Source organism: Pseudomonas sp. R43(2017) (assembly GCF_002112345.1).
GTDB lineage: Bacteria > Pseudomonadota > Gammaproteobacteria > Pseudomonadales > Pseudomonadaceae > Aquipseudomonas > Aquipseudomonas kribbensis.
Genome location: NZ_NEHJ01000004.1, coordinates 160,592 through 175,899 on the forward strand (window position 1 = coordinate 160,592; position 15,308 = coordinate 175,899).

General features: G+C 59.6%; 15 protein-coding genes and 1 tRNA gene. 8 read left to right on the top strand and 8 right to left on the bottom strand.

The window, feature by feature from the left end; genetic code table 11:
* Positions 1 to 14: 14 nt before the first annotated feature.
* Positions 15 to 1,823 (top strand): cytochrome c biogenesis protein DipZ, encoded by a 1,809-nt coding sequence (locus CAG02_RS12760; protein WP_085709377.1) that lies wholly within the window; start codon positions 15 to 17, stop codon positions 1,821 to 1,823.
* 15 nt (positions 1,824 to 1,838) lie between these two features.
* A complete protein-coding gene (gene msrA / locus CAG02_RS12765) occupies positions 1,839 to 2,543 on the top strand; it encodes a peptide-methionine (S)-S-oxide reductase MsrA (protein ID WP_085709378.1) in 705 nt (234 codons plus the stop codon).
* An 18-nt stretch (positions 2,544 to 2,561) separates the two neighbouring features.
* Here the strand turns inward: msrA and CAG02_RS12770 are convergent, their stop codons facing one another.
* The 3 genes from CAG02_RS12770 to CAG02_RS12780 all read right to left on the bottom strand — a co-directional run bounded on the left by CAG02_RS12770 (position 2,562) and on the right by CAG02_RS12780 (position 4,508).
* The gene (locus CAG02_RS12770; protein ID WP_085709379.1) at positions 2,562 to 3,077 is read right to left on the bottom strand and encodes a DUF6622 family protein; all 516 of its coding nucleotides are present in this window, start codon (positions 3,075 to 3,077) and stop codon (positions 2,562 to 2,564) included.
* Between the two features lie 63 nt (positions 3,078 to 3,140).
* Entirely contained in the window at positions 3,141 to 3,545 is a 405-nt protein-coding gene (locus CAG02_RS12775; protein ID WP_085709380.1) for a GNAT family N-acetyltransferase, read from the bottom strand.
* A 57-nt stretch (positions 3,546 to 3,602) separates the two neighbouring features.
* Entirely contained in the window at positions 3,603 to 4,508 is a 906-nt protein-coding gene (locus CAG02_RS12780) for a LysR family transcriptional regulator (protein ID WP_085709381.1), read from the bottom strand.
* Between the two features lie 102 nt (positions 4,509 to 4,610).
* Here CAG02_RS12780 and CAG02_RS12785 point away from each other — a divergent pair, with 102 nt between their 5' ends.
* Complete coding sequence (locus tag CAG02_RS12785) at positions 4,611 to 5,783, top strand: aspartate aminotransferase family protein (RefSeq protein WP_085709382.1); 1,173 nt, start codon at positions 4,611 to 4,613, stop codon at positions 5,781 to 5,783.
* 309 nt (positions 5,784 to 6,092) lie between these two features.
* On the opposite strand, the gene CAG02_RS12790 is transcribed toward CAG02_RS12785, so the two are convergent.
* From CAG02_RS12790 to CAG02_RS12800, 3 genes are all read right to left on the bottom strand, one after another.
* Entirely contained in the window at positions 6,093 to 8,012 is a 1,920-nt protein-coding gene (locus CAG02_RS12790; protein ID WP_085709383.1) for an alkaline phosphatase D family protein, read from the bottom strand.
* Positions 8,013 to 8,084: 72 nt separating this feature from the next.
* Positions 8,085 to 8,828 carry a hypothetical protein gene (locus tag CAG02_RS12795; RefSeq protein ID WP_085709384.1) on the bottom strand — a complete coding sequence of 248 codons (744 nt, stop codon included), beginning with the start codon at positions 8,826 to 8,828 and terminating at the stop codon, positions 8,085 to 8,087.
* Between the two features lie 117 nt (positions 8,829 to 8,945).
* The gene (locus tag CAG02_RS12800) at positions 8,946 to 9,308 is read right to left on the bottom strand and encodes a hypothetical protein (RefSeq protein WP_085709385.1); all 363 of its coding nucleotides are present in this window, start codon (positions 9,306 to 9,308) and stop codon (positions 8,946 to 8,948) included.
* A 121-nt stretch (positions 9,309 to 9,429) separates the two neighbouring features.
* Between CAG02_RS12800 and CAG02_RS12805 the strand changes: the two genes are divergently transcribed.
* On the top strand, positions 9,430 to 10,176 hold the full coding sequence (locus tag CAG02_RS12805) for a hypothetical protein (RefSeq protein ID WP_085709386.1): 747 nt from the start codon (positions 9,430 to 9,432) through the stop codon (positions 10,174 to 10,176).
* A 7-nt stretch (positions 10,177 to 10,183) separates the two neighbouring features.
* On the opposite strand, the gene CAG02_RS12810 is transcribed toward CAG02_RS12805, so the two are convergent.
* Together CAG02_RS12810 and CAG02_RS12815 are read right to left on the bottom strand one after the other, a co-directional pair.
* Complete coding sequence (locus CAG02_RS12810) at positions 10,184 to 10,513, bottom strand: hypothetical protein (protein ID WP_085709387.1); 330 nt, start codon at positions 10,511 to 10,513, stop codon at positions 10,184 to 10,186.
* Positions 10,514 to 10,606: 93 nt separating this feature from the next.
* Positions 10,607 to 10,691, bottom strand: a tRNA-Leu gene (locus tag CAG02_RS12815).
* A 108-nt stretch (positions 10,692 to 10,799) separates the two neighbouring features.
* Here CAG02_RS12815 and queA point away from each other — a divergent pair.
* The 4 genes from queA (at position 10,800) to secD (ending at position 15,306) form a co-directional block, all read left to right on the top strand.
* Positions 10,800 to 11,864 carry a tRNA preQ1(34) S-adenosylmethionine ribosyltransferase-isomerase QueA gene (queA, locus tag CAG02_RS12820; protein ID WP_085709388.1) on the top strand — a complete coding sequence of 355 codons (1,065 nt, stop codon included), beginning with the start codon at positions 10,800 to 10,802 and terminating at the stop codon, positions 11,862 to 11,864.
* A 14-nt stretch (positions 11,865 to 11,878) separates the two neighbouring features.
* A complete protein-coding gene (tgt, locus tag CAG02_RS12825) occupies positions 11,879 to 12,994 on the top strand; it encodes a tRNA guanosine(34) transglycosylase Tgt (protein ID WP_162803510.1) in 1,116 nt (371 codons plus the stop codon).
* Between the two features lie 43 nt (positions 12,995 to 13,037).
* Positions 13,038 to 13,373, top strand: a complete 336-nt coding sequence (gene yajC, locus CAG02_RS12830; protein WP_065257675.1) for a preprotein translocase subunit YajC — start codon at positions 13,038 to 13,040, stop codon at positions 13,371 to 13,373.
* Between the two features lie 64 nt (positions 13,374 to 13,437).
* On the top strand, positions 13,438 to 15,306 hold the full coding sequence (secD, locus tag CAG02_RS12835; protein WP_085709390.1) for a protein translocase subunit SecD: 1,869 nt from the start codon (positions 13,438 to 13,440) through the stop codon (positions 15,304 to 15,306).
* The last annotated feature ends 2 nt before the right edge of the window (positions 15,307 to 15,308 follow it).

Here is a 15,308-nt window from a genome sequence, read left to right on the forward strand (position 1 = left end):
AACAGGACGACACTATGTGGCTCTTGGTTCTCGCTTATCTCGGCGGTGTGCTGACGATCGTCAGCCCGTGCATCCTGCCGGTTCTGCCTTTTGTCTTCGCTCGCACCGGGCAGCCGTTTATCAAGAGTGGCTTGCCGCTGTTGGCCGGGATGGCACTGACCTTCGCCCTCGTCGCGACACTGGCGGCGGTGGGCGGCGGTTGGGTGGTGCAAGTCAATCAGTACGGTCGCTGGCTCGCGTTGCTGTTCGTTGCACTGTTCGGGCTGACCTTGCTGCTGCCGCGTCTGGCCGAGCGCCTGACCCGGCCGCTGGTGTCCGCCGGCAGCCGCCTGTCGGAGGCCGCCGGCCAGGACAATCGTCCGCGTCCCGGCGCGTCGTTTCTGATCGGTGTCGCCACCGGGCTGCTCTGGGCACCGTGCGCCGGGCCAATCCTCGGCTTGATTCTGACCGGTGCCGCGCTGCAAGGGGCAAGCATCGCCACCACGCTGTTGTTGCTCGCTTATGCGGCGGGCGCGGCTACGTCGCTGGCTGCGGCGCTGCTGCTGGGCGGTAAGGTTTTTGCGCTGATGAAGCGCTCGATCGGCACCGGCGAGTGGATCCGCCGCGGGCTCGGCGCTGCGATGCTGGCCGGTGTGGCCGCCATCGCGCTGGGCCTCGATACCGGGATTCTGGCGCGGGTGTCGACGGCCTCTACCGGAGGTCTGGAACAGGCACTGGTCGGCAAACTCTCGGGGAAATCCCCTCAGGGCAACGGCACGATGATGGCGCAGATTCCGGCAGCGGATGACGCGGCGAACGGCAGCATGATGGCTGCTGGCGGCGCGATGAAAATGGCCGCCAAGGCACCGGACTTGTTGCCGATCGAAGGTCAGCTGCCGCCGCTCGATGGCGCGGTGCAATGGCTCAACTCTGCGCCGCTTGATGCACAGGCATTGAAGGGCAAAGTGGTGCTGGTGGATTTCTGGACCTACTCCTGCATCAACTGCCTGCGCACCTTGCCTTACGTCAAAGCCTGGGCCGAGAAGTACAAGGATCAGGGCCTGGTGGTGATCGGCGTACATGCCCCGGAATTTGCCTTCGAACGTGATGTAGGCAATGTCACCAAAGCCATAAAGGAACTGGGTATCAACTATCCGGTGGCCATCGATAACGACTACAAGATCTGGCGTGCTTTCAGCAATGAATACTGGCCGGCGCATTACTTTGCCGACGCCCAGGGGCGCATTCGTTACCACCACTTTGGCGAAGGGGACTACGCCGAATCGGAACGGGTCATCCAGCAACTGTTGCGTGAGGCCGGTGCGAAAACCGTCGCCGACGGTTTGATCAATGCCGATGCCCAAGGCGTGCAGCTGGCGCCGGACATGAATCAGGTGCTGTCGCCGGAAACCTATGTCGGCTACCAGCGTGCGGAACATTTCGTACCGGAAACCAGCCTTGTGCCTGACAAGGTGGCGGCTTACACGACGCCGACCAACCTGGCTCTGAATGACTGGAGTCTGGGTGGCCAATGGGCAGTCGGTGCCGAGCGCGCCACCGCCAGCGCGCCGACCAGCCGTATCGTTTACCGCTTCCATGCCCGTGACCTGCATCTGGTGCTGGGGCCGGGAACGGACGGCAAACCGGTGCGCTTCAAAGTGACCATCGACGGTCAGGCACCGGGCGATGCCCACGGTGTCGACGTGGCGCCCGACGGCAGTGGTCGGGTCACCGAACAGCGTTTGTATCAATTGGTGCGGCAAACCGATGGGGTGAAGGACCGAACCTTCAGCATCGAGTTTCTCGATCCGGGTGTGTCGGCCTACGCCTTTACCTTCGGCTGATCAGGAGTGCGTGACATGAAAACTCGAATTATCTGGCGTCGTCTGTTGTTGGGCGTTGCGGCGGCCGGAGTGATCGGACAGTGCTCGGCGTTTTCCTTCGGTGGCGAGGAAGGCGTGGTCATTCCACCGCCAGCTCTTGATGAGAACACCCAGGCACACAGCGAGACGGCAGTGTTCGCTGGCGGTTGTTTCTGGGGTGTGCAGGGTGTTTTCCAGCATGTCAAAGGTGTGCAGAAAGCCGTCTCCGGATACGCCGGCGGCGCGGCCAACACAGCGGAATATGAACGGGTCAGCGAGGGCGATACGGGGCATGCCGAGTCGGTGCAAGTCACCTTCGATCCGACCCAGGTCAGCTACGGCAGCCTGTTGCAGATCTACTTCTCGGTGGCCCACAACCCGACAGAACTCAACCGTCAGGGGCCGGACAGCGGCACCCAATATCGCTCGGCGCTGTTCCCGGTCAATGCCGATCAGCAACGCGTTGCGCAGGCCTATATCGCCCAGCTTGATGCGGCGCATGCCTACAGCAAACCCATCGTGACCAGACTGGAAAGCTACAACGGCTTCTATCCGGCGGAGGATTATCACCAGGACTTCCTCACCGAACACCCGACCTATCCGTACATCGTGATCAACGACCTGCCGAAGGTAGCGCAGTTGAAGCAGCTGTTCGCCGAGCGTTATCAGGAGAAACCGGTGCTGGTGAAAAGCGGGTCGTGATCACCGGTTGGGCAATGGTTATTGTGCGGTCACTGGCGACTGTCGGGCGGCGAGGGTTCGCAGTGCCCAGTAGAGCTTCAGCGAGCGGGTACTGATCAGGCCGCACATGAACCCCGATACCGTGGACTTGAGCAGCAGCATGTCGGGGGAAGCGGACAGCTCCGGATTTACCGCATCCTGATAGCCGAAGTAATAGTTCGCGAAAAAGAACATCAGGAACATGATCAGGATTTTCACGGTGCCCGGCATGATCAGCCCCGTCGCGGTATCGTCGAGTGCCACGCCCTTGCGGGAAAAAACCAGCCAGGCCGAGAGGCTGCCCAGCAACAGCGCGCCAAACCAACTGCCAAGGAACAGGACCGGGTCGATCGTCAAGTTCACGGAGTACAACGACCACGCCAGAAACGCCGGCGGTGTGATGAGCATCGAGAGACGGCTTTCACGGCGGGGAGAAAACGCCTTGATGCCGAAATAAACCACCAGCAGAAAAAACACGTAGGCCCGAATCGGGGTGTTTTGCAGAATCGTGAGCATCGCGCAGCATCCATGCTGAAAAAGGGGAAGGTGGATAATAGTCGGGACCGTAGCAAGTGCCCGTTATTTCAATCGCGGGCGCTCCATTGCAATTACCGAGGTTTCAAATCCCAGGTTGGCAAAAAATGCCTCCGCTCCCTCGCGCCCGGCCCGCAGTACCCAGGTGATGTCAGGGTTGTCGCCCATCACATGCTCGACCAGTTTCCGGCCCACGCCTTTGCGTTGGTGTTGTACATCGACGACCACCATCGACAGGTAGCCATTGGACAAACCGTCGGTGATGCCTCGGGCGAAGCCGATAATCTGCTCCTCCAACCGGGCAACAGCCGTCCGCTGTGAGTTTTGAATCAACTGCGCAAAATATTCAGCGGAACCGACTCGATGTCCCCAACCGTGTTGCCCGAGAAACAACCGCACTGATTCTGTTTCGGCAGGTTGAAGATTGCGTACCGTCAGATCGTTTTCCATTGGGTGATCGAATCCTTGATGACCAGATGATTGCAATTGAACTGATGCCAAGCGTAGTCAGCTTTTCCCCCATGTCTTCATCGCAAACTCGACGAAGCGCCGCAGCTTCGGCAGCCGATAACGATCCTGTGCATAAAGCAGATGCAAAGGACGGCTCGGTGGCTGGTAGTCAGGCATCACCGCCACCAGTCTGCCATCGCGCAAATCCTGTTCCACCAGTGCATCGGGCAGCATCACGATGCCCATGCCGGTACGCGCCGCCTGGTGCAAGCCGGCCGAGGTGTTCATCAGCATCGGCCCGCTGACATCGACCATGATTTCACCGTCAGGGCCGCTCAGACGCCAGCGCTTTTCCACCGATTGCCAGTCATCGCCGGCGGGGTAGGCGAACGACAGGCAATCGTGTTTTTGCAGGTCTTCAGGTGTGAGCGGCATGCCGCGCCGGGCCACGTAATCGGGAGAAGCGCACACGGTCAGGGTGTAGTCGATCAAGGGGCGGGCGATCAGGTTCGATTGCTCGAAATGGCCCAGTCGAAACGCCACATCGAGGCCACTTTCCAGCAGGTCCGGGCGACTGTTGGTCAGCACGACATCCATCCTGACCTGCGGGTATTGCAGGGAAAATTCACTGAGCGCCGGGGCCAGGCGTTCAACACCGAAGGTCAGTGGCGCGGTGATTCGCAGCAAGCCGCGCGGCTCATCCAGGGTTTGCTCGGCGAGGCGTTCGGAGTCTTGCACCAGCCCCAGCACTTCCAGACAGCGCTGGTAATAGACCGTGCCGAATTCGGTCAGCCGCTGACGCCGTGTGGTGCGTTGCAGCAGTTGTACGCCGAGGCGCTGTTCCAGTGCCCGCAAGTGATTGCCGACCATGGTCGTTGACATTTCGCACTGCAGGGCGGCGGCCGTCATGCTGCCGGTTTCCACGACCTTGACGTAGACGCTCATCGACTGGAACAGATCCATTATCAAGTCCTGCTTATAAATGATTGAAGTTTTGCCGAGTTTATCCAGCTCTGGTGGCTAACCATACTGCAAACACACCGACCTTCACTGGAGTTTGAAGTCATGACTGCCGCCCTGATGAACACGTACCAACCGCTTGCCCTGAGTTTCACCAAAGGTCTGGGCACTCGTTTGTGGGATCAGGCCGGTCGCGAGTACCTCGATGCTGTCGCGGGGGTGGCGGTGACCAATGTCGGTCACTCGCATCCGCGAATTGTTTCGGCGATCAGCGAGCAGGCGGGATTGCTGTTGCACACCTCCAACCTCTACAGCATCGACTGGCAGCAGCAACTGGCGCTCAAACTGACGCAGTTGTCGGGGATGGAGCGGGCGTTCTTCAACAACTCCGGCGCCGAGGCCAACGAAACCGCGCTGAAACTGGCGCGGCTGCATGGCTGGCGCAAGGGGATCGAGCAGCCGCTGGTGGTGGTCATGGCCAACGCCTTTCATGGCCGCACCCTGGGCACGTTGTCGGCCAGCGATGGCCCGGCGGTGCGCCTGGGATTCAACGAATTGCCGGGGGATTTCGTCAAAGTGCCATTTGGTGATCTTGAAGCTCTGGAGCAGGTGCAGCAGCAACATGGCGAGCGGATCGTGGCGATTCTGGTGGAGCCGATTCAGGGCGAAAGCGGCGTACAAATCGCGCCGCCGGGTTACCTGAAAGCGCTGCGCGAACAGTGCAATCGCCACGGGTGGTTGCTGATGCTCGACGAGATCCAGACCGGCATCGGTCGCACCGGCCGGTGGTTTGCGTTTCAGCATGAAGGCATCGTCCCCGACGTCATGACCCTCGCCAAAGGCCTGGGTAACGGCGTGCCGATCGGTGCCTGTCTGGCACGGGGCCGGGCGGCGGAACTGTTTACGCCGGGCAGCCATGGCAGCACCTTCGGCGGCAATCCGCTGGCCTGCCGCGTGGGTTGCACCGTGCTGGACATCATCGAAGAACAGGGCCTGCTGGAAAATGCCCGGGTACAGGGCGAGCGTTTGCTCAGCCGCCTGCGGTCGGAACTGGCGGACAACCCGAATGTGCTGGCGATTCGTGGGCTGGGGTTGATGATCGGTATCGAACTGAAACAGCCGATCCGCGACCTGACCCTGATTGCCGCGCGGGATCACGGGCTGCTGATCAACGTCACTCGCGGCAAGACGATACGGCTGCTGCCGCCGTTGACGATTGATGAGCGGGAGGTGGGGATGATTGTGAGGGGAGTGGGGCGGATGCTTGAGGTGAAGTAACTGTCGTGATTTGGTCCGAAGTGGTTGCCGCTTTTGCGGCAACCATTTTTCTCATCTGGGCAATTGAATTGAAGAGCCGCTGGGCGTTGGCTGGGGAACTCAGTAGGTACTCTGTTTCATCCATTACCTGAAATGCGGATTTCGGCCTTTTGGCTGTTTTTTCAGGCTCATCGTTGATTTTGGCTTGCATCGACTGGCTCCAATTTAATTAGCAGCCAGTATCAAACGAAATTTCAAAAGACGTTTCTGTAAATCCAGTGATCCTTTTCCAAAGAGCCGTGCAGTTTCATGTAGGAAATTAGGAAGACCTTAATCAGGATAATCCGTCAGATCCGGCGCCAGCATCCGGGTCTTCGGCGCGCCGTTCGAGTTGTGCTGAATGATGTCCAGAGGCTGCCCTTGCTCATTGAAAAACACCTGGCCGATCCCCGCCGAATTCCATAGCCGTTCACCTGCTTCAGCATGCTCGGGAACGTACGGCACGATGCGCATGCGTCGGCGTTTGGTCAGCCAGTTCAGTGGCGAGCGGGGTGAATAGAGCCAGCGATTCAGGCGGTCGAACCATTCGAGCAGGGTGGGCGGGAATTCGTTCTTGATGCCGCTGCTGGTGATCTGCCAGATGCGCGGGCCGGCCTTGCGGTGTCGGATAAGTACTTCGTAGACGAAGGAATAATGCACGTCCCCTGACAACACCACGTAGCTGCCGGGTGTACGGGTGTGTCGGAAAATATTCAGGATCACCTGGGCCGCGCCGCGATGGGCCATCCAGTTTTCCGCGTCCACCAGCAGTGGATAGCCGCACCAGCTGAAGACTTTCTGCACGGTTTCGATCAGCTTCACGCCAAAGATCGGTGCCGGCGAGACGATGATCGCCGACGGATGATCGAGCAGTTCCTGTTGCAGTTCGCACAGGGCCTCCCAGTCCAGCAGACCGGAAGGTTGCTTGAGCGCCATCTCGCTGCGCCAGCGTCGGGTGCGGGTGTCGAGCACCACCAGAGCCGGGCTGGTCGGCAGCACGAAATGCCAGCACTGAAAGCGCAGCAGGTCATCGATCAGTTCGTCCTGTACCGGGGAGTCGAGATAACGATCATTACCGCTGGCACTCAGGCGCCGGGTTTTCTCCAGCAGTTCTTCGAATGCATCCGGGTTGTTGCCCCAGCCCTGGCACAACAGATAGGCGATCAGCGCATTGCCGATGATGCGTCTGGAGAACGGATGGCCATAGGCAGTTTCTTCCCACTGTGCGGACAGGTTCCAGTCATCGGTGATGTCGTGATCATCGAAAATCATCAGGCTCGGCAAGTGCGCCAATGCCCGGGCGACATTGCCCAGACCTGCCTTGAAGCCATCGATCCGGGTCTGTTCCAGTGCATAGCGCTGGCGGCGTTCGGGCGTCAGGTTCGGAACTTGTGGATCGATCAGCGTCCATGGTGTTGGCGACCACACCAACAGGTACATGGCCATGACTTCGGCGAACGTCACCAAATGGTTGTCGGCGCTGCTGCTGGTGAAAATCGGCTTGCGCGCGCCACCGAAAAACCGCTCACGCAATGTCTCGTTGCTCTCGAGCGCCGGTAACAAATCTGCACGGTGGTAGTAACTGGCCGGGTGTTCATAAAGCTTTGAGCTGTCGCTGACCACGGCACCTTCGAGTTGCTCACCGAACAGGCCGAGCCGGTCGATCAAGGCATGAATCGCCCGCAGCATCGGACCGGCAACGTCATCGGCGTAAATCTGATCGCCGCTCATCATCAGCAGGGCCGGGCGTTGTTGTGGTTCGCTTTCCGCCGCGAGCAGTTGATCGACACAGAGCAATCCGTCCGCCGCAGGGTGATGCGGTTTGCGGCAGGAACCGTGGAGCAGTTGATCGATCCGAGAGCGCACGACAAGGTTCGGGCACATGGCGCTGCCATACAGCAGATGCGGCGCCCAGTCGGCGATGCGATGCTGGCCATCGATCAGCAAGTCGTAGTCGATCTGAATGTCGCAGGGCAGGGGGCTGTCGAGCGTGACGTCTATCAGGTGAATGAATGCATGAGTGCCTACAGGAATGACTGTGCATTTCCCGGCATCCAGTGGAATGTCTCCTATGCCTTGCAGGCGCAAGGTCAGCGCCAGCTCGCGACTGCCGACCAGCCAAAGCACTACGCGTGCCGAATCCAGCCGTCGCAAAAGCGGGCCGGCCAATACAGGAGGCAGCGGAGGCAGGTCAGCAGACATTCGAGGCATCGGAGGGCAAAACTCAGGTCGCACAGGCTGGCGATGATAGCTCAGCCCGTGCTTTCAACCCTTAAGCGAGGCTTAAGAGTCCGACTTTTGCAGCTTCAGCGCCAACAGACGCCATTCGGCAGGTGTCGCGTCGACTCTTGGCTGTTCCTGCACGGAGCAGTCGAAACGGTAAGTGACGTCGTCGCCGTTCATGTTTCGCGCGGTGACGGTATTGCTGAAGGTGTAGACCTGATCCTTGAAGCGTTGCGGTGCGATGCTTTTGCTATCGGCGAACCGCGCGGAAGCGGGAAAGCGCAAGGTACTGGTTACGAACGGGCTGCACATGACATAGGCGAGCATCGACTTGTCACCCTGCGCGTCGTTGCGCAGTTTTTTGCTCAGGGCTGCCAGGGCTTTGCGCCCCTGGTCGTCACTCTGGTCAATCACGGTTTGCACCGACAGGGTCTTCGGCGCCCGACTGGCGTAGTTCGGCAACAACGCTGAGTCCGGCGGCGAAGGTTTGTCGTCTGGCTCGATAGCGGCAAACACTGGCGCAGCTTTCAGCGCAGCGGGGCTTGCAGCCGACTCGGCTTCCGGCAGCAACGAGGTTGGCTCTGCTTCCCGTGTCACAACGTTTTCAGTCTGCTCGGCTTCGTAGTGATGGGCTGACGGGAACAGTGAAAGCGTGATCGACAGCACCACCATCGCCACAATAAAGCCGCCCGCCGCACCGACCAGATTGCCGTAAAACAGATGCCAGCTGCCGCGGTTTTTCACCACCCAGCGCCACATGAAACCCCAGGCCGCGACAAATGCCAGAAAACGCAGAAACTCCATTCGATCCTTTCCTTAAACCTGCAAAAACCGGAAATCAGCGTCGCCCCGACGATGAGCGCTGAAGATGGACGGCAAGATATCAAAATAGAAGCGTGATACCAGTGACGTAAGCGTTGTTCAGCGAAAGTTGAGTACGAAAAACATTAGCGTCGTGACGCCGGCAGTCAGTCCGCACAGGCCAGCGAGCAGGTGACGGGCCAGCGGTTGTTCGGGTTGCGGGCGGCGGAGCATCCACATCCAGACCCCCGCGAGCGCCCCGGCGGTTGTCATCACCTCCAGCAGGTCGCGGAGCAAATTTGCGGAGGACGGAGGGACGGCTGAGGGGAAAAGTCCGGAACATACAATCGAGATGGCCAACGCCACCAGGAAACCGCTGGCGGCGCCTGCCAGATTGGCCAGAAGCAGATTCCAGTTGCCACGCGTCTTCACGACCCAAACCCACATGGCGGCCCAGGCGAAGAAGTAAAACAAGGCAAACATGCGGTTCGTTCCTTGAATGCGATTTTTTGGAGTGAGGTGCTGTTGATGCGTTTGTCAGCAGTGGACGAGAAGATATCAAAATAGTAGCGTCGCGCCACTTCTCTCCTGTAATGGATTACCTATGTTTGCCGCCTTCAATGCCTCGCGTCTGTTCGGCGCGATAACGCTCGTTTTCGCGGTAACCCCGGCGTTCGCAGCCTGGACAGAAGCTCCACAGGCCAGTTGGCAGTACTACAGCGCCAACTGTCAGCGAATGCAGGAAAAAATGGCTGACGTCCAGAGCGGTCGCACGACGGCCTTCGAGATTATGTTTGCCCTGGAGGATAACCTGCGAGTCCTCGATGAACGCCGCCCGAACCTGACGCCCGAATATCTCTATTCCCGCGAATACGCCCAGTGCGACAGCACCATCGCGCAAGCCGAATCGATGATCGCCCAAGGCAAGGCTGATTATGCCGCGCAAAACCAACGTGCCGTGCAGGAAGGCCGGATCGCTCACGAGAACTCCCCCGAATACCAGCGCGCCCGCTCTCTGGGATTCAGCGATGTGGGTGAACTCTCATTCCTGAAACTGCATGAAGACATGGATGGCGAAGCTCGCCTCAAGACCATGATGATCACCGTCGATGCAGTCTGTGGCCGGCACTTTCGCGCCAGGCAGTATGTGAAACCGTATGTGATCTATACCGTCAGACCATCGGATGGCGGGTGCGGTGAGGAAAAACGCGTGGCGGTACTGGGAGCTCGGTCCGTGGAGAAGGGCGATTACATCGATGAACGCGGGACGTTCCAGTACGTGGGATGGAAGAAACTGGTCGGCCCGGATGGCTTTCCCACAGATATCCGTGTCGTGAAAGCGCTGCGCTGATGACGAATTACAGGATGTCCTTCAGGTAGCTTTTAAGGGCGAGGAGTGGTGCATCCATCTGCGCCACCGATCGTGCCTGGCCGAAATCAACCGACAACCTGTTCAATTCACGCCCCAACGGTTTTTCGATACCGCCCAGGGCATCCATCGCCAGGCCCAGGCATTCGTTCATCTTGAACTGAATGGTTTCGACATCCTCCCGGCGTACCAGCAGCTCGAACACATCCCGCTGGTAATCGCCCATGACCAGATCATCGCGCAGGATCGGGCTCAGGCCTTCTTCCTCGTACGCGAGTTTCAGGGAGAAAAGGGCGACTGTTTCCAGTGACGTTTCCATGGGGTGAACCTGTGTGAGATCTCGCCGGAGGGCCAGCGGCACTTTCCGGCAGGCGAAAAAAAAGGCCTTGCAAAGCAAGACCTTTCTTAATTTTGGTGCCCCGAGGGAGACTCGAACTCCCACTCCTTTCGAAAACGGATTTTGAATCCGCCGCGTCTACCAATTCCGCCATCAGGGCTCAATGGCGGCGAAGTATAGAGAGGTGCCTACCGTTGGTCAATCACGTTTCATGGTCAATTTTCGATATTTCCGCTAGACTTTCCGGCCCTGCTAGACGAACCCCATCATGCGCGTTGCTGACTTTACCTTCGAGCTTCCTGATTCGCTGATCGCCCGCCATCCTTTGGCCGAGCGTCGCGGTAGCCGCCTGTTGACCCTGGATGGGGTCAGCGGCGCCCTGGCACACCGTCAATTCACTGATCTGCTTGAGCATTTGCGCCCGGGCGATCTGATGGTGTTCAACAATACCCGGGTGATTCCGGCGCGGCTGTTCGGGCAGAAAGCCTCCGGCGGCAAGCTGGAAATCCTCATCGAGCGGGTGCTCGATACGCACCGCGTGCTGGCCCATGTGCGTTCCAGCAAGTCGCCGAAACCGGGTTCGAAGATCCTTATCGACGGTGGTGGCGAAGCCGAGATGCTGGCGCGTCACGATGCGCTGTTCGAGCTGGGTTTCTCTGAGGAAGTGCTGCCGCTGCTCGACCGTGTCGGGCACATGCCGCTGCCTCCTTATATAGATCGCCCGGACGAAGGTTCGGATCGCGAGCGTTATCAGACCGTTTACGCCGAGAAGCTGGGTGCGGTGGCTGCACCGACTGCCGGGCTGCACTTCGACCAGACGCTGATGGAGGCGATTGCCGCCAAGGGCGTCGAGACTGCATTCGTCACTCTTCACGTTGGCGCCGGTACCTTCCAGCCAGTGCGGGTCGAGAAGATTGAAGACCACCACATGCACACCGAGTGGCTGGAAGTCGGCCAGGACGTGGTCGACGCAGTCGCCGCTTGCCGCGCACGCGGTGGTCGGGTGATTGCCGTGGGCACCACCAGCGTGCGTTCGCTGGAAAGCGCTGCCCGCGATGGCGTGCTCAAGCCGTTCAGCGGCGATACCGACATCTTTATCTACCCGGGCCGGCCGTTCCATGTGGTCGATGCCCTGGTGACCAATTTCCATTTGCCCGAATCCACGCTGTTGATGCTGGTTTCGGCGTTTGCCGGTTACCCGGAAACCATGGCCGCCTATAAGGCCGCCGTGGACAACGGTTACCGCTTTTTCAGCTACGGTGATGCGATGTTCATCACCCGTAATCCCGCACCGACTGCCCCTGAACAGACAGGCCCAGAGGAAACAGAATGAGTCGCGAATGTCGCATGTCCTTTGAACTCCTGGCCACCGATGGCAAGGCCCGTCGTGGTCGCCTGACCTTCCCCCGTGGCACCGTCGAGACCCCGGCCTTCATGCCGGTGGGCACGTACGGCACGGTCAAGGGCATGTTGCCGCGTGATATCGAGGCGATTGGCGCGGAAATCATTCTGGGCAACACCTTCCACCTGTGGCTGCGCCCGGGCACCGAAGTGATCAAGGCGCATGGCGATCTTCACGATTTCATGCAGTGGAAAGGCCCGATCCTGACCGACTCCGGCGGTTTCCAGGTGTTCAGCCTCGGCGCCATGCGCAAGATCAAGGAAGAGGGCGTGACCTTCGCCTCTCCGGTCGACGGTTCGAAAGTGTTCATGGGCCCGGAAGAGTCGATGCAGGTCCAGCGTGACCTGGGTTCGGACATCGTGATGATTTTCGACGAATGCACCCCGTACCCGGCTGACGAAGACGTCGCCCGTGTGTCCATGGAGCTGTCGCTGCGCTGGGCCCAGCGTTCGAAGAATGCCCATGGCGACAACACGGCGGCGCTGTTCGGCATCGTTCAGGGCGGCATGCACCAGGACCTGCGCATGCGCTCGCTGGAAGGCCTGGACAAGATCGGCTTCGACGGCCTGGCCATCGGCGGTCTGTCGGTGGGCGAGCCGAAGCACGAAATGATCAAGGTGCTCGATTACCTGCCGGGCATGATGCCGGCTGACAAACCTCGTTACCTTATGGGCGTTGGCAAACCGGAAGATCTGGTTGAGGGTGTGCGCCGCGGTGTGGACATGTTCGATTGCGTGATGCCAACCCGTAATGCCCGCAACGGGCATCTGTTCATTGATACAGGCGTGCTGAAGATCCGTAACGCGTTCCATCGCCATGATGATTCGCCGCTGGATCCGACCTGCGATTGCTATACCTGCCAGAACTTCTCCCGCGCTTATCTGCATCACCTGGACAAGTGCGGCGAAATGCTGGGAAGCATGCTCAATACCATCCATAACTTGCGCCATTATCAGGTGCTGATGGCTGGTTTGCGCGAGGCTATTCAACAGGGTACATTGGCCGCCTTTGTCGATGCCTTCTACGCCAAACGCGGGCTCCCCGTTCCGCCTTTGGACTGAGTTTTCTGACCCCAAGATTCAACATTTGCAACTGGAGTGCTAAATGAGCTTTTTTATCTCTAACGCCATGGCTGACGCGGCTGCACCGGCTGCAGCGCCTATGGGCGGCGGCTTTGAGTGGATTTTCCTGGTCGGCTTCCTGGTCATCTTCTACCTGATGATCTGGCGTCCACAGGCCAAGCGCGCCAAAGAGCAGAAGAACCTGCTGAACAGCCTGCAGAAGGGCGACGAAGTGGTCACCACCGGCGGCATCGCCGGCAAGATCACCAAAGTGGCCGATGACTTCGTGGTTCTGGAAGTTTCCGACACCGTGGAAATGAAGTTCCAGAAGGGCGCCATCGCCGCCACGCTGCCAAAAGGCACGCTGAAAGCGATCTAAGGGTAACAACTTCTACTCAATCGACGGGGCGCGCAAGGCGCCCCGCGTCATAACGGGCGGCGTGATGCTGAACAAATATCCTCTGTGGAAATACATTCTGATCCTGGCGGTGCTGGCGATCGGTCTGATTTATTCCGCTCCGAATCTATACCCCGATGACCCGGCCATCCAGATCAGCGGCGCCAGCACGGCCCTGCAGGTCAACCAGGCCGACCTGGACCGCGTGAGCACCGCGCTGCGTGAATCCGGGATCAACGTCAAGGCGTCGAGCCTGGCAGCCAACGGCAAGGGCGGCCTGATCCGTCTGACCAAGGCTGAAGACCAGTTGCCGGCCAAAGACGTTGTGCGCAAGGCATTGGGTGATGACTACGTCGTCGCGCTGAACCTGGCACAGACCACCCCGCAATGGCTGCGCAACATGGCTGCGCACCCGATGAAGCTGGGTCTGGACTTGTCCGGTGGTGTGCACTTCCTGCTGGAAGTGGACATGGACAAAGCCCTCGATGCACGCCTGAAAGTCTACGAAGGCGACGTCAAGAGCCTGCTGCGCAAAGAGAAGCTGCGCTATCGCAGCCTGCCGCAGCTCAATGGCGCCATTCAGCTGGGCTTCAGCGATGCTGACTCCCGCGAACAGGCCCGTGCGCTGATCCGCAAGAACTTCAACGATTTCGACATTGTTCCGGCCGACCTCAACGGGCAACCGGTAATGCGTCTGGCGATGACCCCGGCCAAGCTGGCGGAAATCCGTGAATACTCCATCAAGCAGAACCTGACCACGGTACGTAACCGCGTCAACGAGCTGGGTGTTGCCGAACCGATCGTCCAGCGTCAGGGCGCCAACCGCATCGTGGTTGAGCTGCCGGGCGTGCAGGACACTGCCGAAGCCAAGCGTATCCTCGGCAAGACTGCCAACCTGGAATTCCGTCTGGCCGCCGAGCCGGGTGCCTCGAAAGCCACTTCCGAGACTTTCGAGTTCCGCGAAGGCAAGCGTCCTCCTGCGCAGATCGAGCGTAGCCTGATCATCACCGGTGACCAGGTGACCGATGCCAAGGCCGGTTTCGGCGAGCACGGTACACCTGAAGTGAACATCCGTCTGGATGGGCACGGTGGCGAACTGATGAGCCGCGCGACCCGCAGCAACGTCGGTCGCAGCATGGCGGTGATCTTCATCGAACAGCGTCCGGTGACCACCTACGTCAAGCAGATGGTCGATGGCGTCGAGAAAGACGTGCCGGTGCAGAGCTTCAAGGAAGAGAAGAAGATCATCAGCCTGGCGACCATCCAGTCGCCGCTGGGTGCGCAATTCCGTATCACCGGCCTGAACGGCCAGGGCGAGTCTTCCGAGCTGGCGCTGCTGCTGCGTGCCGGTGGTCTGGCGGCTCCGATGTACTTCGCTGAAGAACGTACTATCGGCCCGAGCCTGGGTGCGGACAACATCACCAAGGGTATCGATGCATCGCTGTGGGGCATGCTGTTCGTCTCGCTGTTCATCATCGCCATCTACCGCTTCTTCGGCCTGATCGCTACCGTCGCGCTGGCGGTGAACATGGTGCTGCTGCTGGCATTGATGTCGCTGCTGGGTGCAACCCTGACCCTGCCGGGTATCGCCGGTATCGTGTTGACCATGGGTATGGCGGTCGATGCCAACGTGCTGATCTTCTCGCGGATCCGTGAAGAGATCGCCGCCGGCATGACCGTGCAGCGTGCAATCAACGAAGGCTTCGGCCGGGCATTCACCGCGATTCTCGACGCCAACCTGACCACCTTGCTGGTCGGCGGCATCCTCTTCGCCATGGGCACCGGCCCGGTGAAGGGTTTCGCAGTGACCATGTCCCTCGGGATCTTTACCTCGATGTTCACGGCCATCATGGTGACCCGCGCGATGGTCAACCTGATCTTCGGCGGTCGTGACTTCAAGAAGTTGTGGATTTAAGG